The 26,622-nt window shown below is 42.1% G+C and carries 24 protein-coding genes; 8 read left to right on the top strand and 16 right to left on the bottom strand.

The window, feature by feature from the left end; translation table 11 throughout:
• Window positions 1–188 (bottom strand): hypothetical protein (locus tag AC787_RS34200; protein WP_200930764.1); only part of this gene is annotated, 188 nt, incomplete at its 3' end.
• A gap of 303 nt (window positions 189–491) precedes the next feature.
• On the opposite strand from AC787_RS34200, the gene AC787_RS26345 reads away from it, so the two are divergent.
• The gene (locus AC787_RS26345; protein ID WP_054027914.1) at window positions 492–953 is read left to right on the top strand and encodes a VOC family protein; all 462 of its coding nucleotides are present in this window, start codon (window positions 492–494) and stop codon (window positions 951–953) included.
• 88 nt (window positions 954–1,041) lie between these two features.
• On the opposite strand, the gene AC787_RS26340 is transcribed toward AC787_RS26345, so the two are convergent.
• Window positions 1,042–1,656 (bottom strand): glycerol-3-phosphate acyltransferase, encoded by a 615-nt coding sequence (locus tag AC787_RS26340; protein WP_054027913.1) that lies wholly within the window; start codon window positions 1,654–1,656, stop codon window positions 1,042–1,044.
• Window positions 1,653–2,747 (bottom strand): glycosyltransferase family 2 protein, encoded by a 1,095-nt coding sequence (locus AC787_RS26335; protein ID WP_054027912.1) that lies wholly within the window; start codon window positions 2,745–2,747, stop codon window positions 1,653–1,655. The genes AC787_RS26340 and AC787_RS26335 overlap by 4 nt, the downstream gene beginning before the upstream one ends.
• Before the next feature lie 309 nt (window positions 2,748–3,056).
• Here AC787_RS26335 and AC787_RS26330 point away from each other — a divergent pair, with 309 nt between their 5' ends.
• Entirely contained in the window at window positions 3,057–3,806 is a 750-nt protein-coding gene (locus AC787_RS26330) for a class I SAM-dependent methyltransferase (RefSeq protein WP_054027911.1), read from the top strand.
• 71 nt (window positions 3,807–3,877) lie between these two features.
• Here the strand turns inward: AC787_RS26330 and AC787_RS26325 are convergent, their stop codons facing one another.
• The 6 genes from AC787_RS26325 to AC787_RS26300 all read right to left on the bottom strand — a co-directional run bounded on the left by AC787_RS26325 (window position 3,878) and on the right by AC787_RS26300 (window position 11,100).
• The gene (locus AC787_RS26325) at window positions 3,878–5,239 is read right to left on the bottom strand and encodes a sodium-dependent transporter (RefSeq protein ID WP_054027910.1); all 1,362 of its coding nucleotides are present in this window, start codon (window positions 5,237–5,239) and stop codon (window positions 3,878–3,880) included.
• 215 nt (window positions 5,240–5,454) lie between these two features.
• Window positions 5,455–6,423 carry a hypothetical protein gene (locus tag AC787_RS26320; RefSeq protein WP_054027909.1) on the bottom strand — a complete coding sequence of 323 codons (969 nt, stop codon included), beginning with the start codon at window positions 6,421–6,423 and terminating at the stop codon, window positions 5,455–5,457.
• A 1-nt stretch (window position 6,424) separates the two neighbouring features.
• Window positions 6,425–6,910 carry an RNA polymerase sigma factor gene (locus tag AC787_RS26315; RefSeq protein WP_054027908.1) on the bottom strand — a complete coding sequence of 162 codons (486 nt, stop codon included), beginning with the start codon at window positions 6,908–6,910 and terminating at the stop codon, window positions 6,425–6,427.
• A 140-nt stretch (window positions 6,911–7,050) separates the two neighbouring features.
• Complete coding sequence (locus tag AC787_RS26310; protein WP_054027907.1) at window positions 7,051–8,403, bottom strand: sensor histidine kinase; 1,353 nt, start codon at window positions 8,401–8,403, stop codon at window positions 7,051–7,053.
• Entirely contained in the window at window positions 8,400–9,074 is a 675-nt protein-coding gene (locus AC787_RS26305; protein WP_054027906.1) for a response regulator transcription factor, read from the bottom strand. Before AC787_RS26305 ends, AC787_RS26310 begins: the two co-directional genes overlap by 4 nt.
• 55 nt (window positions 9,075–9,129) lie before the next feature.
• The gene (locus AC787_RS26300; protein ID WP_054027905.1) at window positions 9,130–11,100 is read right to left on the bottom strand and encodes a serine hydrolase domain-containing protein; all 1,971 of its coding nucleotides are present in this window, start codon (window positions 11,098–11,100) and stop codon (window positions 9,130–9,132) included.
• A gap of 272 nt (window positions 11,101–11,372) precedes the next feature.
• Here AC787_RS26300 and AC787_RS26295 point away from each other — a divergent pair, with 272 nt between their 5' ends.
• The 4 genes from AC787_RS26295 (at window position 11,373) to AC787_RS26280 (ending at window position 15,986) form a co-directional block, all read left to right on the top strand.
• Complete coding sequence (locus tag AC787_RS26295) at window positions 11,373–12,269, top strand: diacylglycerol/lipid kinase family protein (RefSeq protein WP_054027904.1); 897 nt, start codon at window positions 11,373–11,375, stop codon at window positions 12,267–12,269.
• A gap of 82 nt (window positions 12,270–12,351) precedes the next feature.
• A complete protein-coding gene (locus AC787_RS26290) occupies window positions 12,352–13,797 on the top strand; it encodes a spore germination protein (protein ID WP_054027903.1) in 1,446 nt (481 codons plus the stop codon).
• Window positions 13,798–13,811: 14 nt separating this feature from the next.
• Complete coding sequence (locus tag AC787_RS26285; protein ID WP_054027902.1) at window positions 13,812–14,894, top strand: GerAB/ArcD/ProY family transporter; 1,083 nt, start codon at window positions 13,812–13,814, stop codon at window positions 14,892–14,894.
• Window positions 14,895–14,897: 3 nt separating this feature from the next.
• Window positions 14,898–15,986 (top strand): Ger(x)C family spore germination protein, encoded by a 1,089-nt coding sequence (locus tag AC787_RS26280; RefSeq protein ID WP_054027901.1) that lies wholly within the window; start codon window positions 14,898–14,900, stop codon window positions 15,984–15,986.
• A 166-nt stretch (window positions 15,987–16,152) separates the two neighbouring features.
• On the opposite strand, the gene AC787_RS26275 is transcribed toward AC787_RS26280, so the two are convergent.
• The 5 genes from AC787_RS26275 to AC787_RS26255 all read right to left on the bottom strand — a co-directional run bounded on the left by AC787_RS26275 (window position 16,153) and on the right by AC787_RS26255 (window position 21,242).
• Window positions 16,153–17,352, bottom strand: a complete 1,200-nt coding sequence (locus AC787_RS26275; RefSeq protein WP_235561125.1) for a trans-sulfuration enzyme family protein — start codon at window positions 17,350–17,352, stop codon at window positions 16,153–16,155.
• Between the two features lie 7 nt (window positions 17,353–17,359).
• A complete protein-coding gene (locus AC787_RS26270) occupies window positions 17,360–18,187 on the bottom strand; it encodes a carbohydrate ABC transporter permease (protein WP_054027900.1) in 828 nt (275 codons plus the stop codon).
• A gap of 1 nt (window position 18,188) precedes the next feature.
• Window positions 18,189–19,079, bottom strand: coding sequence for a carbohydrate ABC transporter permease (locus AC787_RS26265; protein WP_235561124.1), 891 nt, complete (start codon window positions 19,077–19,079; stop codon window positions 18,189–18,191).
• Between the two features lie 59 nt (window positions 19,080–19,138).
• The gene (locus tag AC787_RS26260) at window positions 19,139–20,467 is read right to left on the bottom strand and encodes an ABC transporter substrate-binding protein (protein ID WP_152970753.1); all 1,329 of its coding nucleotides are present in this window, start codon (window positions 20,465–20,467) and stop codon (window positions 19,139–19,141) included.
• Between the two features lie 94 nt (window positions 20,468–20,561).
• On the bottom strand, window positions 20,562–21,242 hold the full coding sequence (locus tag AC787_RS26255) for a FadR/GntR family transcriptional regulator (protein ID WP_054027899.1): 681 nt from the start codon (window positions 21,240–21,242) through the stop codon (window positions 20,562–20,564).
• A gap of 280 nt (window positions 21,243–21,522) precedes the next feature.
• On the opposite strand from AC787_RS26255, the gene AC787_RS26250 reads away from it, so the two are divergent.
• Window positions 21,523–22,320, top strand: a complete 798-nt coding sequence (locus AC787_RS26250; RefSeq protein ID WP_054027898.1) for a lipid II flippase Amj family protein — start codon at window positions 21,523–21,525, stop codon at window positions 22,318–22,320.
• Window positions 22,321–22,350: 30 nt separating this feature from the next.
• Window positions 22,351–23,067, top strand: coding sequence for a polyprenyl diphosphate synthase (gene uppS, locus AC787_RS26245; protein WP_054027897.1), 717 nt, complete (start codon window positions 22,351–22,353; stop codon window positions 23,065–23,067).
• An 88-nt stretch (window positions 23,068–23,155) separates the two neighbouring features.
• On the opposite strand, the gene AC787_RS26240 is transcribed toward uppS, so the two are convergent.
• Together AC787_RS26240 and AC787_RS26235 are read right to left on the bottom strand one after the other, a co-directional pair.
• Window positions 23,156–24,760 carry a helix-turn-helix domain-containing protein gene (locus AC787_RS26240; RefSeq protein WP_054027896.1) on the bottom strand — a complete coding sequence of 535 codons (1,605 nt, stop codon included), beginning with the start codon at window positions 24,758–24,760 and terminating at the stop codon, window positions 23,156–23,158.
• Window positions 24,753–26,531, bottom strand: a complete 1,779-nt coding sequence (locus tag AC787_RS26235; protein ID WP_054027895.1) for a sensor histidine kinase — start codon at window positions 26,529–26,531, stop codon at window positions 24,753–24,755. Before AC787_RS26235 ends, AC787_RS26240 begins: the two co-directional genes overlap by 8 nt.
• Between the last annotated feature and the right edge of the window lie 91 nt (window positions 26,532–26,622).

The raw sequence follows: 26,622 nt of genomic DNA, 5'->3' as shown, positions 1-26,622 counted from the left end.
CCAGTGCGGTTTCCTCCTGTACGGTTGCCGCCAGTGCGGTTTCCTCCTGTACGGTTGCCGCCAGTGCGGTTTCCTCCTGTACGGTTGCCGCCAGTTTGGTTACCACCTGTGCGGTTGCCGCCAGTTTGGTTGCCACCTGTGCGGTTACCTACTGAACTTTTTTTTGCGTTTTTCTTTCCTTTTGACATATGCGTAATACCTCCTCTTAGAAGCTACTTACAACATATGAATGAACTCTATCTTTTGTAACCAGACATTTGATTGATTTATAGATTTGGTCTTGTAACTATCTTGTCCTCCATATCACGTTCCATTAATTCTTTTAATGTTCTATCGAAATCAATTACATCTAGCCTTAACACTGTTGGATTTTGAGCTCTTGATGCAAGATTTCGAACCTTTTTTAGACCAATCTTGCAGGTAAACTTTGGTAGAGGACCGAATACAATTAGGCATGTTAAAAAAATTTCTGGTGACAAAGGAGAAATAAAATGAGCGAGCAAGCTGCAGAGATTGTTACGGGTCAAAAAGCTAAATTCGGTCAAACCATTCAGGTTCGTTTGGTGTCAGACTTAAAGAAATCGCAGGAATACTACCGTGATGTTCTCGGATGCCAGGTAGATAACTGGGGTCATGCGGAAAGAGACGGAATGACCTTGATTCTACAGCAGGCAGCTTCCCCAGAAGATGTACGACCAAACGTACTCTCACAAAAACGTACAGACTATCCAACGGAGTGGCAAGGCCCTGACCATGGATGGGACACATTTATTCACGTTAGTTGGGATGACTTGGATTCACTTATCGAGGAAGTGCGTGGACGTGGCGGATATATTGCAGTCGATCCGTTTACTGATGCACACGGCAATCTAGAGTTTAAAAACTCATATATAAAAGACCCTGATGGGTATAATATCGTGTTAGGCGCCATGCGCGAGAAATCCCAATCATAATATAATTGCTCGATTTCAAGTTCACTATCATGATCGTTATCATATTAAAGCCCTCTCTTTCGAGTGGGCTTTTCATTTTCCACAAAAATTATAATCCTTTGCCATATCCTTTTTTCAACGACTTTCCTATTTCAACTCTGTGAGTATACACGAGGATGACAAAATTCCCAAGCCACACTAACAGTATTGCAGCGGAGAACATCCTTATATACAAATAAACGGAAAGAAGCAGCATACCAATTACAACCTGCAAGCCATCCGCCTCGGTGGATTTAGGCTTGTTTTTGTTTATAATGGAGCTCACACCCGCCATCAGTGCTAAAATTACGGCATAAGCCAAAGAAACCTCGAACCCGGTGAGCGCACTCCATATCCCGAATGTGACAGCAATAGCTTTTCCGCCCTTTCCTTTCAAAAATGGCGAAAAGGCATGCCCTGCTACGGGAGCTATAGCAAGCGGAACGATAAGATAACCTAGATTATAACTGCTGCCGATAACAAATATGAGCGGTAAATACCCTTTCAGAAAATCCAATAAAACCCCGGCAATACCGAATTTATAACCAGATGACTTCCACAGATTCAAGGCACCTGGATTTCCATCGCCAACAGCTTTTATATTCTTTTTGCCTAGTAGACCTAGCCAATACGAAAACATGAGAGAACCCGATAGAAATGAACCTGCAATCCATAATATGATCATAGGTCCTTCTTGCCCCCTACTCGGATCTGCCTTCCTTTCCAGCTTACATGCCCTAGCACAACCACCTGATACATAGAATAAAGCATAATAATAATGAAAAATAACGAAGCAAAGATATGGAAAAAAGGAATAATGATCCCAAAAGCGCCTACATATTTCGTGAAATAAAACAATTGAATCATATATATGAGATAACCGATTAATAAAGGCAATGCCCATGAAGTATTCGCAAAAATAAACACCGTTTCCGACAGAAGCAGTCCCACCACCCAAATGGCTATGGGGACGATCGTCCACGGACTAAGCGTTGAAGTGCTTAACACCGCTCCTTTACTGAACCCTTCAATTTCACTTTGGATGCCTTGAGGATACATGCGGAACGAAACCAAACCATACCCGATAAAATTAGTGACGGGAACGCCCGCTGCCATAAACTTGGATCCTAGAAACAAATCATCCAATACTTCAGATTTTACGCTTTCATGGCCATTGATTTTTTCGTAATCCTCCCTCAAAGTCAGTATGCAGGAGCCATAAAGACCTTTCATGGGATTTTTCCTTTCAAAAATCGATGTAAACGCGAATATCCCCAGCACATTCATAATCAAAGCGAGCTTTTCATATAGCTTCTCCGTGTGATGAAATGGAACAACAGAAATGACGCCCTTCGCTCGCTCCCTAGCTTTCATTAACGAAGCAAGCGCGTTAGGTGCCAGTCTTATATCAGCATCCAAAAAAGCAAACATATCGCCAGAGGCATGCAAATATCCATTCCAAACAGCCCAGTTCTTACCTGTCCATCCCTCAGGAAGGCTGCTATTCGCAATAACTTTGACCCCATAGCTTTCAGCGATTTCTTTGGTCCGATCATCGGAAAAATCATCTACCACAATAATTTCGAATGGTTGAACGGTTTGCGACTTGAGGGATTCGAGCAAATGAGGTAAATTACATTCTTCATTTCTAGCTGGAATAATAACGGACAGTTTCCGCGAGCTCTGAGCTGGCTGATTAGTGACGGTCAAAGTATTTTTTTTGAATAGAAAAAAACCAGAGAGACATCCGACTAGCATTAGAATGAGCATCCACATTTTCAAATCCCCCCTCATGTACCTATATATATGAAGGGGCGTCGTGTATTATTTTAGTTTCATTGGTCGCTGGAAGGATGGCTTGATTGACAGGCTCTATTAGAAATATAATGAGAACATACTTTCAAACGAGGTGAATGGAATGTCTTTCCGAATGGTTCGAAGTAATTAGTTTCCGGGCTGGAAAAAACGCGTACCAGCTGCTGAGGGGTTCGTCTACCCTTCTGACAACACTAAACTATCATTTGAATCATAACGATTTGATAATCCTTTAGCTTGTTAATATCCTCTTTGAAAGGTGGAAGAAAAATGAATTCAGTAGAATACAAACAGTTTTATGATCAGGTTGGGAAAGTGAACGGTTGGGATTTCAGCAAAGTGAAATCTGTCTCGGAAGGCGTGAAGTGGAATTTTTACGATGAAGTCATCCAGTCTTGCAAGAAGACTGATATCTTGCTTGATATCGGCACTGGCGGTGGAGAAGCTTTATTATCAATAGCGGATTCTGCTTTGCTTCTAATCGGAATTGACCTATCCACAGGCATGATTGAAACAGCATTAAAAAACTTAAAACAATCAAACAAACCAAATATACGTTTTTTACAAATGGATGCTGAGAAGCTTGATTTTCCGAACAACTTTTTTAATGTGGTCTCTTGTAGACATTCGGGTTTTTCTGCAAAAGAAATAGCCAAAGTATTGGTGAACGATGGTGTCTTCCTAACTCAACAGGTTAGCGAGAACGACAAGTTAAATCTAAAAGAAGCATTCGGAAGAGGACAGGCATTGGGTACTAAGAAAGGCTTGTTAAAAACTCAATATATTACTGAATTAAGTGAAGCGGGCTTTACCGATATACTGTCATTTGAATTCAACGCAACCGATTATTATGAGACGGCTGAAGACTTAATATTCCTCTTGAAACACACTCCTATTGTTCCTAACTTTGGACAAAGCGAGACTGATTTTGAGATCCTTCAACAATTTATTATGAACAACCAAACCGAAAGAGGGATAAGGACAAATTCAGAACGATTCATGATTATTGCTCGGAAGTAAAGCATAAAGGGATACCCGTTTTGGGGTATCCCTTTTTTACTCATAATGCTTGCTAGAATTGCGTTTTCGTGCTAAAAAAGTGCAACTATTTTATCAAGTACCCCAGTAATATCAAGAAAAACGATGATAATGACTAGTGGAATAATAAACCTTATAATAAAAAACCATATATGAAATGCAGAAGCCCCAAACCGAGAATGCTGTAGTAATTCCTCTCGCAAAGTGCTTTTCTTAATCTTGAGCGGTACGAAAATAGAAATTAAAAACACGCCAAGCGGCATTAAAATATTACTAACTAAATAATCGGCTGAATCAAATAAATTTTTCGAGAAAATTAAAATATCAGCAAAAATACTATAAGATAATGCAGAGGGAATCCCTACTGCAAAAATGAATGCACCAATAATATAGGCATATTTTGTTCTCTTCTCCTCTTTCCCTTTAACTATAGAGGCTACAATTATTTCTAACATAGAAAAGGCCGAAGTTAATGTAGCAAATAAAAATAATGCTAAAAAACCCAATAAGAAAACTTCTCCAAAAATAATTTGATCAAACACCGCGGGCAATACAACAAACAACAAGCCAGGCCCTTCGGCTGGTTCTAAACCTAGTGAAAATACAGCCGGAAAGATGGCTAATCCTGCTAATAAAGCAATCAACAAATTCATTGTAACGATGGAAATTGCTGGTTGAATTAAGCTTTCCTTTTTTGAGAGATAAGAACTGTAAGTAACCATTACGGATACTCCGACACTTAAGGAGAAAAAAGCTTGACCCATCGCAAACAGTATACTTTGAGATGTGATCCTTGAGAAATCAGGTGCTAGAAAAAATTTCACACCTTCCATCGCGTTATCGAGTGTAAGTGAACGAATGATGAGTACAATAAATAGTATAAATAAAGCCGGCATCAAAATTTTACTCACTTTTTCAATGCCATTTTGGATCCCTTTTGCCACAACAACAACTGTAAAAGCCAAAAATACAAATTGAGCTGCAATAACCAAGAAAGGATTTCCAATGGTCTCGTTAAAGACAGCTCCATAATTTGCTCCTTCACTAATAATTCCGCCAAACAAACCTTTTGCAAAATAGATAACAATCCAACCACCAATAACACTATAAAAAGACAATAATAGAAAACAAGTGAATACCCCGAGCTTTCCAATCCAATGCCAATTACTATCAGGAGCTAGACTACGGTACGCACTAATGGCTTCCTTTTGAGTGCTTCTTCCAATTACAAACTCTGCTAATAACAATGGAAAACCCATAAAAAAAGTGAATAAAATAAATAGAAGAAAGAATGCACCCCCACCACTTACACCCGTAACATAAGGAAGCTTCCATATTGCGCCTACTCCAATTGCTGAGCCAGCTGCGGATAAAATAAAACCAATCTTTGATGACCATTGCTCTGTTGTTTGCATACGAATCAATCCAGTCTATTTTTATTATGCCTTTATGAAACAAAGTAAAAGACAAAAAAAGCCACATCTCTATCTTTAACGATAGGGACGAGGCTATTCACGCGGTACCACCCTAATAGAAAATAATTATAAGAATATACGGAATTATAGTATGGTAACAACGAAAGGTCAACCCTTATGCAAAATTTATTGTTACCAAATTACGTGTTTCCTCATTACAAACTATCCCATAGCGCAGAGAAAGCAGCTGGCTCTAATTGAAAAAAAACAGGGGCGTTTGCGTATTTCACATAATTTCCTTTAAACAACCACATTTGCACTTCCGTTTGATCCTTAAGCTTAAAAAACAAAACCTTCTGATTTTGCGCTCCATCGTCATAGATGCCTTCCTTGTACAACTTCTCCCCATCCATAGGTTTTGCTTCATATAATGCTGCCATAAACGTATGGAGAGTTTGATTGAGTGGGAGTGTATGAAATTGCGGCTTACTATAATACCAGTTATTATAATCCTGCCACCTTACCGTTTCCATATTATCCTTTACCTTCGTTTTTCCAATTAAGTCCTCGCCATTCGCAATTGTAATTCCATTAAGATGCTCATACAATTCAGCATAAATCTGCCCTTCATGCACTTGGTAGGACATAATTCTAAAATCACTGTCATATCCGTTAACCGAAAAAATGTCAGCCACTCCAATAGTTGAAGCTAATTCAACATAATCCGTCTGCTCACTCCATTCATCAATACCTGCTTTCGTACGGCCAAGCTTGTCACCACGCAGCTCCGTCGCATTTTCCGCAGAAATGTGAGTGCTTGTTTGCGTATAAATGTTTCCTTTATACACGATTAGACCGATCATATCAGCCATGGCATCTGATTTATCGGGAAGCTTTATTTTGGGAATCGTAATCGCATTGGGGTCGTCTATATGTTCATTAGGGTCTACTTGCTCAATGGGCTCTCTTACATCAATAAGAGGCTCATTAGCACTCTTCCACATATCCAAACCAATAATTCCAATTATAATGACAAATAGTAAACTACCCATAATATATTGAACTCGTTTGATTCGAAATGGACTAGTTGGTTTCTGACGAAGCAGTTTCTGAGCGATTCGATTTTGCAAATCTGCCTCCGGCTCTATTTGATCCATTGCATGTTTGTAATCTTTGCGATTCATATTATCGTTCTCCTTCCAATTCCAGCTTTAACCGTTGCCTTCCGCGTTGCAAGCGCATTTTCACTGCAGATTCACTGATTTGCAATATCTCTGAAATTTGGCTAACCGTATAATCCTCATAATAATAAAGATGAATTACCGCTTTGAATTTAAAAGGCAATTCCATGACATGATCAATAACGGTACGGTCAGCTTCCGATTCAAAAAAATCATTCATTTCCTCTAGCTTCACCACACGTCTTCGCCATAAGTTGCCCACCATGTTTTTGCACTGGTTCGTAATGACTCTTATGAGCCATGCCTTCTTATGTTCCTGATCATTAAATTCAGGTGATTTGTACAGCAATTTCGCAAAAGTTTCCTGCATGGCTTCCTCTGCATCCTCTTTATTTCCGAGGTGAATCATTGCGATTCGGTATAACATTTTGCCGTACAAAAGATAGGTTTCCCCAAAATCCACGCCCGGCCGGAGCGAACTACTTTGCATCGTAATATGACCTCCTTTACCCATTAACACAATTAAGAACGTAGATTGGTCACATATTGTTTTTAGTTTTGTTAAATATCTACATGACAACGATAAAAAAAAGAAATGATCGGTTATTTAACCGATCATTCATTTTACCATTATCGCATAGGCAAACAGACAACCACCGTCGTGCCTTCGCCTAGCTGACTTTTCATTTCGATCGATCCATGATGAAGCGTCACGATTTTTTTTGCGATAGCAAGCCCTAGACCATTGCCGCCGACATTGCGGTTTCGCGACTGGTCTGACTTGTAAAACCGTTCAAAAACATATTCGAGCTTCTCCGCCGCAATTCCAATTCCTGAATCGGTTATCGAGAATATGATTTCCTTTTCCGATTGGGTTATGATGATTTCGATATGCCCGCCCACAGGGGTGAACTTGATGCTGTTGCCGAGTAAATTCATCCATACTTGATTAAGTTGATCCTGATCTGCTGTTATCTTGGTCGTATCCGCCCATTCTAATTCGATGTGAATGTCTTTGGCCGACCATTGAGGCTCGCACGTAACGACAATTTGCCTAATTTGCTCATCGAGATTATACGTAATCGGCTCGAATGGATGCTGATCTGAATCAAGTGAGGCGAGCCTCAGCAAATTATCGCTAAGCCTCGAAAGCCGCCCGCTTTCCGTAATAATGATATCCAGATAATAATTACGATCATTTTCCGCGACTAAGCTGTTGTTCTTCAACGCCATTGCAAAACCAGAAATAGACGTTAGCGGGGTTTGAATTTCGTGTGAAACATTAGAAACAAAATCCTGCCTCATCTGCTCCAACTGTTTGAGCTCACTCGCCATTTCATTGAAGCTATGGGTTAAGACTCCTATTTCATCCGCGCTTTTCAGTTTGATTTCCACATCGAAATCTCCCTTGGCAAGCCTCTTGGTCGCTTGTGTCATCGCTTGAATCGGTTTCACCAAATACCGAGCCGCGATGAGAATGCATAAGCTTCCAATGAATAAGCCAAGCAGCAGCACGAGCAGCATCATTCGATTAATGATATTTTCATTCTCCGAGGAAAACTGCATAAACATAGCTTGCCTCTTCCCTTCAATTGGGAAAGGAAGACCGACGAAAGTCTGTTCTCCTTTATCGGGAGAACGATAATATTGCCCTCTAAGCACCTGCTGCACAGCTTCCGGCGCGATTTTGACGTTAATCGTATCGTTTAAGCCAAATATTGTTTCGTTTCCGGAAGCATCATACATATGAATCGGATATGCGGACACCTTCACCATACTTGTTATAAACGTTTTCCAATCATCCGGTCTCGTTTGCTCATAGAGACGAATCATTTCCTCTCCTGCTGCAATCATGTCATTCTGTCCGACATGGTTGATTTCTTTCTTGAATATAAAAAGGCCCATAAAAAAAGAGGACAGCAAGCTAAAGATGATGACGGCCAAAAACGTGCAAATAATGCGAACATATAAGGTTTTGATCATGTAATAACTAACCTGTACCCCAGACTACGGGCTGTTTCAATTTGAAAATGTTGTGAATCGCCAGCAAATCGTTCTCTTAGCCGTTTAATGTGAACATCGACGGTTCGATCGTCACCTTCATAATTTTTTCCCCAGATCTGAGTGATCAGCTGTTCCCTGGTAAAAATTTGTCCGGGATGGTTCGCCATCTTAAACAGCAGTTCAAATTCCTTCAACGGCAGATTAAGCGCTTCTTCTCCCCGAATAACTTGATAGTTGCGGCGATTAAGTGTAATACCGCCCAGCTGTATCGTTTGCGAAGAGACAATCATATAACGTTTCAGCAGAGCTTTTACTCTCATCACAAGCTCCATCGGATCAAACGGCTTCGTTAAGTAATCGTCCGTTCCAAGCTGAAATCCTTTCACCTTTTGTCTAGGTTCTCCTTTTGCAGTGACCATCAGTATAGGGATATTTGAATCTATGCGCCTGATCTCCCTGCACAATTCCCAACCATCAACTTGGGGCATCATGATGTCAAGGATAACCATATCGATTTGATTATTTTCCCAACTGGTTTGAGCTTCCTCACCGTCTCTTGCTTCCAAAATTTCGAATCCTTCATTCCGCAAAAATAAAGCGATTAGCTCGCGAATATGGGCATCATCATCCGCGATCAGGATTTTGGCCATGATGTTGTACTCCTCCAATCTTAGCTTGTTCCTCCCAAATGGGCGGATACATTGTTCAACCAAATTGCCATCCGAGTAGATTCCAATAATAGAAAAACAAACTCAATATCCCTGCAGAAAGTGCAACGAGCGTGAAATGCACGCGCTTCAGCACCGTCCAATATTTGTTTTTCCATGCTAGAACGCTCATAACGATCATCGCTAGTGTCAAACCGACTAGTATGATCGGCATAAAAAGATAGAGATTTAACGATTGCGTGATGCGGCTGAGTCGAACCAGCAAATCCATATTCATCACCACAACGAGCGTCGCAACGCAGGTTGCCAGTGCCCAAACGGCGGTGGCCACTGACAGCCGAACTGCCCACTTTTGCGCTTTTGGCATCACGTTGATTTCGCGTCTGCGATAAAAGAAACCCGTTAATACGGTGATGAATAGAACGGCTGAGATTCCAAGCAAAGGAAACCAAAACGTCGTTTGATCCAGCAGCTGCGTGCGTTCAAGCGGCATCGACGGAAGGAAATCAAGGAGCAAATGAGTGACCTTTCCTGATTCGTCGGTGCGGAATCCGATCCGTTCGGTTCCGCCTACCTGTTGAAATACATCAGGTCCGATCGGTTCAAATACTTGCTGTTCGGCTCCACTCCCAATGAATAGCCGGTTATCGGAAGCTGCGATGCTGATCTTGGTCATAAAACTGTAAAACTTATCAATATCTGTATGATTACGGCGAGTAAATTGATAGGAACCAGCATATTTCTGCACCGAATTTTCAAGTTCAGTAGATATTAGAGGCAGGCTGACTTCCTCTACTGGGAAATAGCGTTCTAAAAAGGCTTTTGCAAGCCCATCCGCTGCTAATGCGCCATCACCGCCGTTGTAGGATACAAAAATACCAATTTTCTTATCGGGAACAAGATAGAGCTCCGTATTAAACTGCAAGTCTGCCCCGCCATGGGAGATAACCCGTGTTCCGTTCATATTCAGCTCGTAAAAACCAAGACCCATTGCTGGTAAACTCTTATGGAACTGGAAAGCTGGCGTTTGCATCAAGAAGGCGGTCTCTGGCTTCAGAATTTGCTTTTCTCCGTAACGTCCATTCTGAAGATGAGCGATCATGAAGTGCGCCATATCGATCGCCGAGACTGCAGCTGATCCCGCAGGTCGAAATCCCCCCTCAAACGTAGGAGGCTTGGCTACATATGCGCCGTTCTCCCTAACATAACCCGGTATAGCAAAAGGTTCTAATGAGGCAGGAATAGGTTCTTGAACAGCAGCGTATTTCATATCGAGCGGATCGAAAATATGTTTCTGTATATAGTCATTATAAGAAGTGCCGCTAACTTCCTCGACGATTAATCCTGCTATTGCCGCGCCGTAGTTAGAATAAGACAACATCTCGCCTGGAGGCCTTACTCGTGCCGGCATATGCTTAGCAAGCGTCTCTGAAATCGACACCGGTAGTTTTTTGGGATCCGTAGTAATTTGATAGCCGACGCCCCCTTCCTCAAACCCAGCGGTATGGGTCATCAGATGACGCATCGTAATCGGCTCCGAATAGGTTTTCGGTATTTTCACGGTTTTCAAATAGGTGTTAACGTCCTTATCCAGATCAATCTTGCCTTGCTCGACAAGTTGCATCACTGCGGTCCATGTGAACAGCTTCGTTGTTGACGCGATTCGAAACAGATCCGTCTCCGGGTTGGCCAGCTGACCTTCTTCGAGGTTGGAGTGACCATACCCCTTAGCGAGGAGGAGCTCACCATCCTTGACGATCGAGATGACCGCGCCTGGAATTTTGAAATTGTCCATATGCACTTTCATAATACCATCAATGAAAGCCGTTAGCCCAGAAGCTTCGTTCAAAGAATGCGCCTCTCTATCTGGTTTAGCGTTTGATACTGTAGAACTGGATTGTGCTGCTGATACCGACATCTGTGCTCCGAATAAGCTCGCTCCCGCAACAGCGACCAGTAACGTCAGTAAAATCATTTTGCAACCTATTTTCTTCATCACCGATGACATGACAAGCCTCCAACATTCAGCATATTTTTTTGATAACCTACTCTCGACTTACATGGGAGAGCATAGCATAAGCTTGTGAACGGAGAGTGAACCTCGGTGGTTTTCACTAAAAAAAGAGCCGCCCACAATGTGTTGGGGCGACTCTCAACCTATTCCGTTTTACTTTGTTATATTCCAAACTTTAAGATTAACGACTAACTCCACAGGGTATTAGTAAGTAAAATCAAATGTACTCTAATAGAAACGGCCTTCAAATAGAGAGGAACCTATTTATGAAAAAAGCGATGATTATTATGAATCCTACCTCCGGTAAAGAAGAGGCACTCAACTATGTCGGAAACGTGGAAGAAATTTTGACTGATCAAAGGTACGAAGTTACGGTCAAGGAGACGGCAAAGGAACGGGACGCAACCCAGTTTTGTATCACTGCCTGTGAGCATCGTTATGATTTAGTCGTTTCTATCGGAGGAGATGGCACGCTTCACGAAACGATTAATGGACTCATCAATCAGGATCATCTTCCGATGCTTGGGGTAGTTCCTCTTGGAACAGTTAATGATTTTGCTCGCGCATTACAAATTCCACTGAATCCCGAAAAAGCGATCCAAACCCTCTCTTCTACCCGAGTGAAAATAGCAGATTTAGGCCGATTAAATGACCAGTTGTTCGTCAACACAGTTGCCGTAGGCTCATTTGCTGAATCACTCTCTTCCGTATCGTCAGACGATAAGTCCAGGTTTGGCTCTTTAGCCTACTTAAAAGAAGGGATTAAAGAACTTATACAACAGCCCACCCATCCCCTTTGCATTCGTTATGATGGAGAGACATGGGAAGGAGAATCCCCGCTCTTTCTCGCCGCTCTAACCAACTCAGCAGGCGGTTTTGAAAAACTAGCGCCCGATGCGGCTGTTGACGATGGCCTGCTTCACTGCTTCATTATAAAGGATCTTAATATATTCAATACCATTACAGCCAGCTTGTCTTTACTGTTCGGCAACTTTAAGAATCATAAAGATGTGGTTTACTTTACAGCAAAAAATGTAAGAGTAAGCTCGTCTGAATCCGTAAAGACCAACGTAGATGGCGAAGAAGGACCTTCCTTGCCCATCCAACTAAGCAGTATACCGCGTCATATTCAGGTAATTGTGCCGGAAGATGCATCAGTGTAATCCAAGTATTATCGTTTATATTGGCACATATTTCATGCCCTTTCGGACAAACTATGGGACGATAATGAAAGGAGTGTCATTTGTGGGTAAGTTGTATGATCAAGCTGTTGAATTCCATTCCAAATCAACTGATTTTGTCAGCCTTACCTATGAGACTCCTACATCGACTTATTACATTTGTTATTATAAAACGTTAGTTAATATGAACAACTTAAACCAATATATTTTTCCAGCTTTACATCGGCTAAAGGGTGAAGGCATCCAGAAAAGCTATGAGGCACTGCCTTTCTCTGACCGATCTATTCTAACCGATTACGAGGAGATGACCAAGAAACTTCTAATCGGTTATTTAATGATTTCCACCCTTGAAGAAGATGCATGTATCGCCCTCCAAGTGATTCAAACGGATGCCCGCTCCATTGAGGCTCCTGAAATTGAATTTAGTGTCATCGGACCAAAAGAAGCATTTATTGAATCCTTGGATACGAACATCATGCTCATCCGTAGAAGGCTCCCCCTTACACAGCTTAGGGTAGAAGAGTATACGATCGGCCATGTAACTCAAACGCGATGTGTCGTAATGTACATAGAAGACCTAGCTAATCCCATTAATATCACGAGTATGGTTAAACGTCTGAACAGCATTAATACAGATGTAATTACAGATAGTACGAGTATGACTCAGTTGATGGAAGATAATAAATATTCATTGTTCCCTCAATTTATCGAAACGGAGAGGCCCGATCGATTGGTTCATATTTTATCGGCCGGTGGCATCGCCGTTATTGCGGAAGGATCATCACAAGCCTTTTCGGGTCCAGCAACGTTAGGCCAATTTCTCGTTGCGTACGAGGACTATTACTTGCCTTGGCATATCGGTTCGTTTTTTCGTATATTACGAATTTTTGCCATTCTCTTTTCTATTTTAGTAACACCGATGTACATTGCGGTTTTGACCTACCATTATCATCTGATTCCAACTCTGCTGTTAGAGCCCATTATTTCATCTAGAATCAATCTTCCCTTCCCCCCTTTTATGGAGGTCATTTTCATGGAACTCAGTATTGAATTATTGAGGGAAGCCGGAGCTAGGTTGCCGTCCAAAATTGGACAAACCATCGGTATTGTAGGCGGTATCGTACTCGGTACGGCTGCCGTCCAAGCTGCTTTAACAAGTAATATATTGCTGATCTTGGTCGCACTGTCTGCCTTATCCTCGTTCACTGTTCCTATATTTCATATGAGCAATACCATTCGTGTGCTGCGGTATCCATTTATTATTGCCGCTTCCATGTTTGGACTTGTGGGCATACTGATTTGCGCATGTTTTTTGCTAACTCACTTATTGCGTTTAAAGTCATTAGGCACTCCGTTCCTACAGCCTTATTATCCGCTTCGACCGCAGGATTGGGTAGATTCCATTATTAGAGCACCTTTAAACAACTTTACAACCCGGGCCACCGTTAACCGTCCATTGTTTAAGAGTAAAAAGAGTAAACTGGAGCCTTTGAATGACATTGACGAGTAAGGAGACGTATGAGGATGAAGACGGATTATAAAGTGCCAGATCATATGACCATTCCGCCTTCATCCGCTTTTTATTTAGCTTTTGGCGCGCAAGCAGGTCTCGATTATTTAAGCTTTCAACGTAGGTTGGCCATCCTTGTCGGTCAAGATGCTTGGATCGCTATTATTTTGGCAGCTATCTTTATGCATATTGGAATTTGGTTTATGTACTCCTTATTAAATCGTCAACAGACCGATCTCATTTCTATAAACAAGCGTATGTTTGGCAGCCTGATTGGCGGTGGTTTCAACATCGTTTTAATTATCAATTTCTTAATCATAAGTGCGATGAGTGTGCGATTGTATGCGGAGATTATAAAAATTTGGATTTTTCCAGATCTGCAAGTAGGTGTCCTCATCTTTCTGTTGTTATTATTAGCCTACTATATAGTTGCTGGTGGATTTCGCGTCATTGTCGGATTTTTCTTATTTGCTCAAGCCTCCATTGCGCTTATTGTCATTTATGCCATTCTAATGCCTTATTACCATCTATCGAATCTGCTGCCTGTTTGGTCACATAGCTTCACAGAATTGTTCGAGGCTACCTGGAGCATGCTGCCCGGTTACCTTGGTATCGAGGCGCTGCTGATCTTTTATCCCTTCATTAAGAATGGAAAAAAGGCGCAAGTATGGTCCCAGTGGGGAAATACAGTCACCATGGTCATTTATTTGATGGCTTTTATATTTTCGATGATGTTCTATAGCTTAGGACAATTGAAGGAAGAGTACTGGCCGATCTTAACGCTTTTTAAATTTGTTGAGCTTCCTTTCATGGAGCGTGTTGAATTTATCGGCGCTTCCTTTCAAATATTCAGACTCGTCCCTTTGCTTGCTATGTTTGTTTGGATGGCTATTCAATCCACTAAATTGCAGTTTAATGTTTCAAAAAGAAAAACGCTGCCTATTTTCCTCATTCTAGTCCTTGCAGGTAGTTTAGCTTTCAAAGATTCGCAACAAGTCATGGCGATTTATCGGATCGCCAGTTATTTCGGGTTTGCGCTTATTTTCGTTTACGTGCCGATACTCGCCCTTCTATCCCGGTTTAAAGGAGCCGTGTGATCAATGAGATGGTGTATACTTTTGCTTGCAAGCTGTTTATTGACTGGCTGCTCCGTGAGGAAGGAAATTGTAGAGGATATCTATATTTCTCTGGGAACCGCTATAGATCTAGCAGACGAAACGGCTATGGAGAAAAAGCGCGGAGATGTTAAGGAGGATCTGTATAAAATAACGATAAGCGTCCCTACCTTTCAAATTAATCATACCGTTGTCAATCAGTTATTCACCGATAAAGGGAATAACCTCAAAAGTGTCCTGATGAATATGAACCACAATAGTGATCAATATATCTCGAACAGCAAGCTCAATATTCTACTCTTCAGCAAACCGATTATCCAATTAGGTATTCAGGATTTCACCGAAATCTTTTCTCAGGATCCTCTGCTTACCGGCAGGATGTCTCTAGCCATGACAACAGGTAAAGCTGACGAAATTTTCCGTAATAAATATCCTCACACCAATCAGCCACTCGGTAGGTATCTCTGCCAAGTCATCGAGAACAATATTAATACATTCGGCCTGCCGCGGATGAATCTTCATCAATTCATGTATGAACTCAAGGGCGAAGGAATGGATCCTGTCATGCCCATCATTGATTTAATCAACGATAGAGTAAGCTTAACCGGAATTGCATTATTAAAAGATGCTGTTTATGTCGGAAAAATGTCGTTAACCGAAATGATTCCTTATAGCTGGATGAAACAACAGCATACCCGTACGAGCTTTTTTAAGGTAAGGCTGAAAGATCAAGATGAAATCTCGATTCGCAACCTGAGAACTAAACTGCGCTACAAATATTCGAATGATAATAGAGAAATGACGCTTTACATCCGTATAACCGGCAAAAGATTAGAATCGAATGAAGCACAACACTCGCGAATGAGTCCTAAAGAAATGGACATTGTGATGAATAATCAGCTCCAGGCAGAGTGTGAAGCGTTAGCAAAGAAATTTCAACAATTGCAAGTAGATCCACTGGGCTTAGGCAATTACGTCAGAGCTCATTCAAGAGATTGGAACGAGAAGATTTGGAAAGAGAACTACCACGCCGTCAAAATAAAAGTAGTGGTTGATAGCCATATCGTCAAATAAAACTCGACGAATGAGACTAGTCGTATTGAAATGAACCCCGTTGGATTATAATTTAACGGAACTAATGTCCGTTAAGACTGCTCGAAACCTCGGCTCTCCCTCCGCTCAACCCCACCAACACAAAAAAAGACCACTTCCGAGGAAGTGGTCTACACCATCTATTACCCTACACCTTCACTAGCTCCCATGCTCTCTCCATATCATCAATCAGCGTATGCGGATCTTCCATCCCAATGTACAATCTGACTACTGAAGGGTTGGTTCCGTCCGGGTTTCTTCGCTCTGGCGTCGTATTTACCGTAACGAGACTCTCATAACCACCCCAGCTGACAGCAATTCGGAAATAGTGAAGCGCATCAGCCCATTTCTTCATGACGGCGACGGGAAGCTTTGTTTCAAAAGAGAACAAGCTGCTGTATCCGTCCAATTGTTTTTGCGCCAAATCATGCTGTGGATGAGAACGGAGGCCTGGATGGTTTACTCGATTGACCATTGGATGCTTCTCCAAATATTCCGCAATGATCATGCCGCTCTTCTGGTGCCGCTCCATTCGAAGCGGAAGCGTACGTAAACCACGAATCATTAACGACGCTGTATGAGCTGTCATAATCCCACCTAACAGCATATACCCTTTGTTCTCTATTTGATTAATTAGCGAAGCCCGTCCTGTTACTACCCCGCCTAAACAATCACTATGACCCGAAAAAAACTTAGTCATCGAATGCAGCACAAGATCGATACCCATTGTCAGCGGCCGTTGAAAGCATGGCGTTGCCCAGCTGCTGTCAATCATTGTTATGACTCCTGCCTTCTTGGCAAGTTGAGCTATTCCTTCAAGATCCTGCAGCTGGAAGAGGCCTGAAGTAGGGCTTTCCACGTATATAATCCTTGTATTTGGCTGCAATGCATCCTCGAAATCGGAGAGCAAACTACCATCTACAAAAGTTACTTCCACCTGATACCTTAACGACATTTCGTTCAGAAATTCTCGTGTCGGCCCATAAGCCTGCTCAACGCAGATGACATGATCGCCTGAACTAAGCAGCGCATGCAAGGTTCCTGAAATGGCTGCCATACCGGATGCGAAGCAGCGCGATTGCTCGCCGCCTTCCAAATCGGCGATTTTGCTTTCCAAATATTTTACCGTTGGATTGTTGCCTCGGGAATATACGTTTGCGGCTAATACATCTTGCATCGCGTTATCGAAGGTTTCATGATTCTCGAATGTAAATAAGCTGTTTTGATAGATCGGTATCGTTACTGCACCATAATGTTTCATATCTACCTGATCGTGAGAGACTTTTGTATGCAGTTGATTATCCAATTCTTTTCTCTCCATCATGTCGGTTCCCTCTATCCATTCCATAAATTTATTATCCTTTTTCTGCTCCCTGTGTTAAACCCTCTACGATGAACCGCTGGGCAAAAGCGAACAATATGACGGTAGGAATAACCGATAACACCGTTCCAGCCGACATCGCCCCCCAATCCACATCGAATTTCATCACGAAGGAATTCATAGCTACTGGCAGCGTCTTCAATGCCTCGTCATCGATAAACATGACAGCCATGAACAACTCATTCCAGTTTTGTACAAATGCAAAGATGAAGGTCGAAGCAATCCCCGGGAGCATGACCGGAATGATGACTCTTAACAATGCGGTCAGACGCGAACAACCATCAATCATGGCTGCCTCCTCTAGACTGCTTGGAACACGCTGGAAAAAGCCTCGAAGCATAATTGTAGAGAATGGAATGAGCATAACCGTATAGCAGATGATTAATGACATCCGTTTATTAATCAAATCCAAGTCCGCCATCAGTAAGTACAATGGTGCCAGTGCGATAAATCCTGGAAGCATTTGCGTAATGAAAAACGCCATCATAATTTGTTTATGCCCTCTGAACTGAAAGCGGGCCATTACATATGCGCTTAGAGTCGCTATGAAAATAACTATAGTGGCAGCGAGTACGGCCACCAATAAGCTGTTGCCGATGTAAACATGAAATTTGGATATTTTAAAAATCTGGATATAGTTATCCCATGTGAATTGCTTCGGCCAATATTGAAGCGGGAAAGAGAAAATGTCTTTTTGCGGCTTAAGTGAAGTAATGACAATCCAATATAAAGGAAATACCATGATTACAAAATGCAGCGCTAAATACAACACCTTCAGACCGGTCAGTATGCGTGGCTTCATCTTAAAAATCACCCACCTTTTCCGACTTGGTCACAAACAAATAGAAAATCGTGTACAGAATTAGAATCGCTATCATCGTAACGCCGATTGCAGATGCCATCCCGTAGTCCCCGCCGTATATAATTTTATCCAGCATTAGAGAGGATAGTATATGCGTGGTTCCTGCAGGACCGCCGTTAGTCAAACCATAAATAATCGTTGGGTCATTGAAGATCCAAATAGCCCTTAGCAAAGTCGTTGCGATAATCGTAGGAAGGATAAAAGGAAAGGTCACATTGACAAACTTGCGAATGCTCCCCGCTCCATCCATTTCTGCTGCTTCATACAAATCTGCTGGAACCGATTGAAGTGCTGCAAGCAGCATGATTGCAAAAAACGCGATACCGTACCATACATTTGCGATAATTACCGAAGACATCGCCCAGTCTGGATCGGAGAGAAAGCCGATTCTAGTATCAATGAGACCCGTACGCAACAAGATATCATTAATAACGCCCATCTGCGAGTTGAACATCCATTTCCAAATCAAGCCGATTAAGAAACCAGACAAAGCCCAAGAGTAAAAGATAAACCCTTGATATATCCCTCTGCCCCTAAACGGTTTGCGCAAGATAAGTGCAAGCGAGAGGCCAATTATAAATTGAAACGTTAAGGAGAAAAACACCCAGTACGCGCTATTCGTCATTGCTTTGAGAAACTTGGCATCCTGGAAAGCGGTTACGAAATTCTGGAATCCGATAAACCGAACATTCGTCAAATCGAACAGAACATAGTTCTGAAACGCCATGACTACCCCTTGCAGAAATGGATAAAACGTAAATATCAGCAGCAACACCAAAGCTGGTAGCAAGCTGAGCATAATATACGTTCGCTGCTTTCTCAATGCATTCACCGCCCTTGATTAGAAAATGCGATGGGCAGCTAATGAGCTACCCATCACCATTTTTCAGTTTATTTGTTTAGGTCCGCTTTCGCCTTGTCCCAGTATTCGTTCCACTTCGTTAACGTATCTTCGACCGAAGTTTTACCTAGCAGCATCGCCTGACCGCTTTCCATAGCTACGGTACCCCATTGTCCATTAGCAGGATATTCGAATGGCGGCTTGAAATTTATGAAAGTATCCGGCTTATTCGTCATATCGAGTAAAGTCTTATATGGCCCGTTTTGGAAAAACTCATCCTCAGTAGCGGAGGAGTGGATCGGCACAGTCCCATGACTCTTGGAGAGCTTAGTGTTCTCCTCAGGCGAGGACAAGAACGTGATCAATTTCCAAGCAGCTTCTTTATTTTCGGAGTGGGAAGTTATACCCCATCCTGCGCCACCAGCAGAAATCATCGCTTTGCTTGCTGGACCAGTAGGCATTGGAGCTGTTGCCCATGTACCTTCTTGCATGTTCTCATTCAATACTTGAATAACGTCAGGATCTTGCAGAAGGAATGCGGTTACACCAGAAGTAAATGCCTGTACTTGCTCTTGGAAGCCCCAGTTGATAGAGTCTGGAGGTGATCCTTCTTTGTATAGCTTCACATACAGATCCAATGCCGTTTTAGCTTCTGGAGAAGAGTAGATCGTTCCGCCATCCTTCAGGAACATAGCATCCTCAACATTGATCTTCTCTGAGTTGTATGCCTGAATGATGGCATCCGGAACTCCATTAGCACCAGGACCGCCGCGGAATGAGAAGCCGTAACGGTTCTTCGCAGCATCCGTCAGCTTAACTGATGCATTAACTAATTCTTCGTAGGTAGCTGGAGCATTGATGCCCGCTTCCTTCAACCAATCAGCACGGTAAAATAATTGGCGTTGATACAATCCATTCGGTATAAAGTAGAGCTTATCCTTGACGGAAGCAACGGATTTGGCAACAGCAGTTACCGTACCAAAGTCGCTCCATGAGCCTGTATAATCGTTCAACGGCTCTACGTATTTATTATTTACGAATTCTGCAACGTTAAGATCGCGTACTTCCAAAACGTCTAGCGGTTGTTTGGCGGCCAACATCGTTCTGATTTTGTTATCAGCCTGATCAAACGGTGGAGAGATTAATTCAACCTTGATATTCTTGTTCTCGGCCATGAATTTGTCAATACTTTCTTTAATCAATGCTGTACGACTCGGGCTGGTCAAGCTTTCAATCATGCGAAGCGTAATTACTTTCTCTGTGCTTCCACTTTCGGGCTTTTTCCCATCATTTGAAGAGCTGCAAGCTGTGGTCAGAGTAAAAACCATAACAGCCGTCAAAGCGGATAACATCCATGTTTTCATTGGTTTACCAAACATATGAATCCCCCTAGAGACATAGTGTCATACTATCTACCTGTATGATAGGTTAAATATAATGTAAGCACTTTCAACTTGTCAATAACTAATTTTATTAATAATGACGGATCGTTTCCTCGATTATATCCATCATTTTGTTAAATTCAGCTAATGCATGATGAACATCATGTTTAGCTATGCCATCAAATAACGTGCGATGAAACGGATAAGTATTATCGAATAATTCCTTAACGCCGAACGGGCCAGCAAAGAAACGTTTGATTAATTCAGAGATGGATTCATACACGCTGTGAAGCAGCGGATTCGCCGCAGCATCATAAATATACTGGTGAAAAGTATAATCAATTGCTGAAGTATCCAGACCTCTGCGTTTGCACTCATCGTACTCTACCAAGCACAAGCGCATCTTTTCAATTTTTTCATCGCTAATTCTTATCGCAGCCAGCTCTACGGCCTTTCCTTCCAAAGCTCTGCGCACGTCTAAAATATGAAGGAGAAACTTCTTCTCGTTCTCTATCTTTACCTTGCCGCTATAGCGATATGAATCAGAATCATTGACAAAAATACCTTTTCCGTTAACAACTTTGACAATATCAATAGCTTCAAGATACCTCAGTGCTTCGCGCAAAGAGGAGCGTCCTACGCCTAATAATTTGGTCAGCTCTTCAGCAGAAGGCAGCTTGTCGCCCTCCTGCAAACCTTTCACCTCGATGTATTTTTGAATCTCTTCAGAGACCAACTCATGAACATTTTGCTTCTTAACTTTCTGTATCATTTCTATCATCCTTTTTACCTTTCAGATAGGTGAATCTTATTCGATTACCCGTAGTTTGTCAATAAAGCGCTCTCTTTTTTACGATCTTTGTTAATGATTCGATAGAGTCTGAGTTTATCATTTTTCACAATTAATATTTTGCTAGCTGAGAGATGAGAATGCTTCTTTTATCATAAAATAAGAAAAACTTGGTTATTTACTTTCTCTTTTTTAATTTTGTTATTTCCTTTTTAATGTTAGTAGAATCCTACCTATCTCCATAAGGAAAAGAGGTGCTGCGATGCTAGAACAGATCATTCTGGTTAGCAGCTTTACGTTCATTATTCATTTTGCAGAAACGATCACCTACTCCCTTCGATTGGCAGGCGTGCGTCTAGGGAAAATAGCTGTCGCTATATCATTAACCGGCATTATCCTGCTCGTATCACGTACAGCCAACATGGTGCAAGCACCACTTATGGGAAAGCTCATTGATTCTGCGAAAACCTCTATGGAGTATTCTCTGATCGAGCAGTTTCGAATGATTATCTTTAGCGCATCACTCGGAACGATTGCTGCTATGCTTGCATTCCCAACCGCGGTCATGCTGGCAAGACGAGTCATTACCCATTTGGAGGTAGCAGGCTCTATCCCAGGATTGCTGCGAACGACCGTAACTATTGAGAAAATTAAAAACACGCGTGCACACTTCCGTCTCCCAAAGCTGGAAATGCTGGCGCGAATGAGAATCGGCGGCATTCCAAAACGATTGTTTCTACTAAACATTATCGTAACAGCGGTCTATACGATTGGTGTGCTGGCTGCTTTGCTCGCTTCTTCCATTACCACCGAACATGCGATTACCGCCTCTCAATCTTCTGGACTAATCAATGGGATAGCAACGATATTGCTTGCACTCCTCATTGATCCTGAAGTCGGTTTATTGACAGATAAAGTGCTAAAGGGAGAGAAAAAGAGCGCTGCCTTAACCAAAGTATTTGGACTACTCATGTTGTCTCGTGTGATGGGTACATTGCTAGCACAATTATTACTCGTCCCAGCAGCATACTTGATATTATGGGTCGTGTCTCGATTATAAAGATTATTAACTTGCTTGAGGAGGAAAGTCATGCTGTGGTCACATCTATTTTTCAAGCAGGATCGTTATAAGTATTTTCCAAAGCATATCGCTATCATTATGGACGGAAATGGAAGATGGGCGACACGTAAAGGACTTCCAAGAAACGTTGGACACTTTTATGGGATGAAAACGATGCAGAAAATAATAAAAAAATCCATTTCGCTAAAGCTTAGCTGCTTAACCTTATATGCGTTTTCTACGGAGAACTGGAGAAGGCCAAAAGCCGAGGTTGACTATTTATTGCAGCTGCCTATCAAATATTTTCAGAATCATACCATTGACGAGCTGAATCAAAAAAATGTAAAAGTAACTTATATAGGTGACATCAGCTCGTTCCCTGCTCATACGGTGGATGTAATTAAGAGAACTTGTGAAATAACGAAGAATAACACAGGTATGCTTCTGAATATGGCTCTAAATTACGGAGGCCGAACAGAAATCCTTCAAGCTGCAAAACAGCTCATCGCAAGCGGCGCAGATCCGCATACATTTGACGAACAATTTGAGAAAATGATCGCTACCTCCGATTATCCACCTGTCGATTTAATCATTCGGACAAGCGGTGAAAAGCGGCTTAGCAACTTCCTTTTGTGGCAGGCCGCGTACGCTGAATTATGGTTTACGGAGAAGAGTTGGCCGGATTTCAATTACTCGTTGTTGATCGAAGCCATACACAATTATTCGAAAAGAAAAGAACGGGAGTGATAAATCCCCCTGCCATTGACGACGTTTATTCATCTATTGTGGCTAAGCAGCTGAAGTTAACGCAGGCAATCGATAAAGGAATCCCATTCTAAATATTTTTACGGTATTCATTTGGTGACATGCCGGAGAATGCACGAAATAACTTATTGAAGTAACTGGAATTGTCATATGCAAGCTCTTGCGAGATTTGCTCAATCGTTTGATTGGATTTATCCAGCAGCTCTTGAGCCTTCTCCATTTTTCTTTTGGTAACGAATTCGACAAAGGTTTCACCGGTTTCTTTTTTGAAAATACGGCTAAAGTGTGTAGGATTTAGATTTAATCTTCTGGCCATTTCATCCATACCGATTTTCTCGTTTAAATGCATGCGCACATATCTTTGCGCTTCCGCGATTTCTTTACGAATGGATTGATCCTTGCTCACGCTGACCGAGTCCATCTTATCAACCAGAAAGTGATATAACCAATCTCCAAGATGGTCCAACGTATCCATGGCATAAATTTTTTGCTGCAGCAATTCAGCACTGTAATTAGTCAAAAAATGATGCATGACAGAGTACTTCAACTCCATGTCAGACACGATTTTCAGCAACCAACCGCGCACAGAATCTACGGGATACCTCTTCGATTCAATATGCTTCAACCATTTTCCGACCATGCTCTTCAGAAGCTCAGCATCGTCCGATTGTAAACCCTTTCTGATATCATTTACTGCATCGATATAGTGTACAAATAGTTCTTCCTCCGTCGACTCCATCGGCTGTACATTTAGAATACGGTGCTCCCCCGAATAGAAGCGGAACGTCTTGGTATTTAACAGTAATCTAATCTGCTTCTTCAACGTTGTCATTGAATCAAAGGCTTCGCCCAAATAAAAAGAGACCCCGATTTTCAAGCTGCGAAGGAACTTTTTTTGGACCATCAGCAAATCGTCGATTATCATACCCTTTGAATTTACTTTAATTGACTTCGGGAAAGGATATAGAATGTAAAAAGTCCTTTCATTCAGGGTCAATACGATAGGATCAGCCATTTGAACAGATTCGATCAAAGCGTTTTCCGCAACAAAACGGATCTGATGCGCTCCTCCAAAACGATCCTCTAAATCCGGGAAACGCTCAAGTTTGCAAAGCACAGGCAAATAGCGGCCGCCAGCCGTTAGATGAATGCCCAAACTCTTGGCTCTCTGCTCCCACTCCTTCTCATCCCATAAAGGCTGGTCGATCAGCGATTGCAAAAATGTTGTTTTTAGCGATGAGAGACCATGCGAGACGATGGCTTGCAGCTTCTGATGATCGTTTTGTATCGCTTTTTCTTTTTCAAGCTGCACAATGAGCTGGTTTACAATGTCCGATAACTGTTCAATGCGCATCGTTTCTTTCAAAATATAATCATTTACATTCAGTTTTACAGCTTGCTGCGCAAAATGAAATTCTTCATGGCAGGACAAAATGACCGTCTTGAGACCGGGATTTAGTTTGCGCGCTTCTTCAATTAACTCTAAACCATTCATGATTGGCATCCCGATATCCGTGATTAAGATATCAGGCGGTTGGCTCTTGCATGCTTGGAGTGCTTCTTCCCCATCCGAACAAGCTGCTAATAGTTCTAATCCCAGCTCTTCCCATGGGAGCTTGGCTCTCAAATATTCAAGAACCGGCATGTGATCATCTGCAATGATTACTTTATACATTTTGGTTTTCCTCCATTATGGTAGCGGGGAAAATGAATAGAACCGTCGTCCCTTTTTGATATTCGCTTTCCATTATCATCTGAAAATAGTCGCCATATATTAATTTTAGCCGATCATACACATTCGTCAGCCCGATCCCCGCCAGGGTTCCTTCGTTTCGATCATTTCTCTCCATGATTTGCAGCTTACTGCGCTTTAACCCCACATTTATGCGTTCCAATGTGTCAACGCTCATACCGGCGCCATTATCTTTAATCGTGATGTATAAGGCTTCTTCGATCTTTTCCACACGGATAGAAATGATACCGCCTCGCCTTGAAAAACCGTGCTTATAGCAATTCTCGATAATAGGCTGGAGAATAAATCTTGGAATGGTTTCCATATGCAGCTCCGCATTGATTTCGATCGTGGACTCGATCTGATGCCGCAAAGAAAAGTTCATCAACTCCATATACTGCTGGGTTATTTCGATTTCGGTCAGTAAAGGAACAAACTCCTGCTGGGAGGAGAGAGTAACCCGCAGCAACGAAGATAACGATCCGACCAGCTCGGCATTCTCATCATCACCCTTGAGAAGCAGCTTTAATCGAATCGAACTTAGTACATTAAATAAGAAATGCGGATTTATCTGTACCTGCAGCATCGCAAGCTCCGCTTGTCTCTTAAGCTCTTGCTCCAACTTTATTTGTTCAATCATCTCCGAGATGCGGTCAAGCATATGATCAAAAGATTTGCCAAGTCGGCCTACTTCATCCCCTGCCCTCACATTAGATCGGATTTGCATATCACCCGACTCTACCTTGAGCGCTACATCACCTAAAATTTTGATTGGTTTGGTAAATTTCCGGAGTAAATAGGTGAGGAAAAGCAGAAAACCCGTTGCAAACAAGATTTGCAGCAGCAGTCCTGATCGGTATATCCGGTTTACTTTGTCTGTTAATTGCTCGTAGGGGACCAAGCTAACCAATGACCAATCGGCGTATTGTACGGGCATCGATACATAAATTTGATTTTCTCCTGCTATGTTCATCATTTCAGGTGAAGCGCCTGTCCTTGTCGACACCAGGCTGCTGAAATTTTTGCCGATATAACGATCGTCGCGGAAGGACAGAATCCGTTGATTCTGATCCAATAAATAGATGTCTTCAGACAGGTTATCGATCATATCGCTAACCGTATTTTCCGAGCGGCTAACAATTAAATAGGCGAACGGCTCTGCGGAATAGTCTGTCAATGCGCGTGCTGTCATGATCACATACGGATCTTCCTCGGCCTGAAATTTCAAATAATTGGGTTGTACGCCCATATACATCGTTTCGAACGGCGATAATCCAGATAAGCTCTCGAACCATGGCAGCTTGCGGAAAGAGGCAGGATCAAACTCGTAATACGAATAGTTGGAGTAATAACGTCCATCCTTTGTGAGCAAAGTGAGGCGGATATCTGGCCGGGCGTTCGCCATCTGTTCAAGCAGAGCTGTAATTGACATGGTGTTTAACGGTTCTTCCGGACTTCGAAGTAACATCTTTAGCTCATCATTGAATTGAACTCTATTCGATACTTCAACCATTTCTTCGATAATGCCGTGAATTTGGTATTGAATAATTGTTAACGACTGATTCGCGCTGTTCAATGCTTGTTCGCGAATGATTTGTTGAGAAAACAAGCTCGTGTTATACAGCATAATAAGCGTAGGAACCATCAAACAAGCCATGGATGTCGCGATCAGTTTTTGTCTTAGCGACAGCTTTCTCAAGAAGTTGATTTTCATTCCACGTTCTCCTTTCCCTATAAACTGACGAAAGCTAGAGCACCGTAAAGGCTGCTCCAGCTTAGTTAACTATTCACTTTTATCTTTCAAT

The organism is Bacillus sp. FJAT-28004, from assembly GCF_001280845.1.
Classification (GTDB): domain Bacteria; phylum Bacillota; class Bacilli; order Paenibacillales; family Paenibacillaceae; genus Pristimantibacillus.
The sequence above is the reverse complement of the archived record's forward strand: the minus strand, read 5'-3'. Positions and strand labels throughout refer to the sequence as shown.

Excerpts from the sequence above, each read along its gene's own strand:
- AC787_RS26345 (WP_054027914.1), top strand. The coding sequence starts at position 492 with ATGAGCGAGCAAGCTGCAGAGATTGTTACGGGTCAAAAAGCTAAATTC.
- AC787_RS26340 (WP_054027913.1), bottom strand. The coding sequence starts at position 1,656 with ATGATCATATTATGGATTGCAGGTTCATTTCTATCGGGTTCTCTCATG.
- AC787_RS26335 (WP_054027912.1), bottom strand. The coding sequence starts at position 2,747 with ATGTGGATGCTCATTCTAATGCTAGTCGGATGTCTCTCTGGTTTTTTT.
- AC787_RS26330 (WP_054027911.1), top strand. The coding sequence starts at position 3,057 with ATGAATTCAGTAGAATACAAACAGTTTTATGATCAGGTTGGGAAAGTG.
- AC787_RS26325 (WP_054027910.1), bottom strand. The coding sequence starts at position 5,239 with ATGCAAACAACAGAGCAATGGTCATCAAAGATTGGTTTTATTTTATCC.
- AC787_RS26320 (WP_054027909.1), bottom strand. The coding sequence starts at position 6,423 with ATGAATCGCAAAGATTACAAACATGCAATGGATCAAATAGAGCCGGAG.
- AC787_RS26315 (WP_054027908.1), bottom strand. The coding sequence starts at position 6,910 with ATGCAAAGTAGTTCGCTCCGGCCGGGCGTGGATTTTGGGGAAACCTAT.
- AC787_RS26310 (WP_054027907.1), bottom strand. The coding sequence starts at position 8,403 with ATGATCAAAACCTTATATGTTCGCATTATTTGCACGTTTTTGGCCGTC.
- AC787_RS26305 (WP_054027906.1), bottom strand. The coding sequence starts at position 9,074 with ATGGCCAAAATCCTGATCGCGGATGATGATGCCCATATTCGCGAGCTA.
- AC787_RS26300 (WP_054027905.1), bottom strand. The coding sequence starts at position 11,100 with ATGTCATCGGTGATGAAGAAAATAGGTTGCAAAATGATTTTACTGACG.
- AC787_RS26295 (WP_054027904.1), top strand. The coding sequence starts at position 11,373 with ATGAAAAAAGCGATGATTATTATGAATCCTACCTCCGGTAAAGAAGAG.
- AC787_RS26285 (WP_054027902.1), top strand. The coding sequence starts at position 13,812 with ATGAAGACGGATTATAAAGTGCCAGATCATATGACCATTCCGCCTTCA.
- AC787_RS26280 (WP_054027901.1), top strand. The coding sequence starts at position 14,898 with ATGAGATGGTGTATACTTTTGCTTGCAAGCTGTTTATTGACTGGCTGC.
- AC787_RS26275 (WP_235561125.1), bottom strand. The coding sequence starts at position 17,352 with ATGGAATGGATAGAGGGAACCGACATGATGGAGAGAAAAGAATTGGAT.
- AC787_RS26270 (WP_054027900.1), bottom strand. The coding sequence starts at position 18,187 with ATGAAGCCACGCATACTGACCGGTCTGAAGGTGTTGTATTTAGCGCTG.
- AC787_RS26260 (WP_152970753.1), bottom strand. The coding sequence starts at position 20,467 with ATGTTTGGTAAACCAATGAAAACATGGATGTTATCCGCTTTGACGGCT.
- AC787_RS26255 (WP_054027899.1), bottom strand. The coding sequence starts at position 21,242 with ATGATACAGAAAGTTAAGAAGCAAAATGTTCATGAGTTGGTCTCTGAA.
- AC787_RS26250 (WP_054027898.1), top strand. The coding sequence starts at position 21,523 with ATGCTAGAACAGATCATTCTGGTTAGCAGCTTTACGTTCATTATTCAT.
- uppS (WP_054027897.1), top strand. The coding sequence starts at position 22,351 with ATGCTGTGGTCACATCTATTTTTCAAGCAGGATCGTTATAAGTATTTT.
- AC787_RS26240 (WP_054027896.1), bottom strand. The coding sequence starts at position 24,760 with ATGTATAAAGTAATCATTGCAGATGATCACATGCCGGTTCTTGAATAT.
- AC787_RS26235 (WP_054027895.1), bottom strand. The coding sequence starts at position 26,531 with ATGAAAATCAACTTCTTGAGAAAGCTGTCGCTAAGACAAAAACTGATC.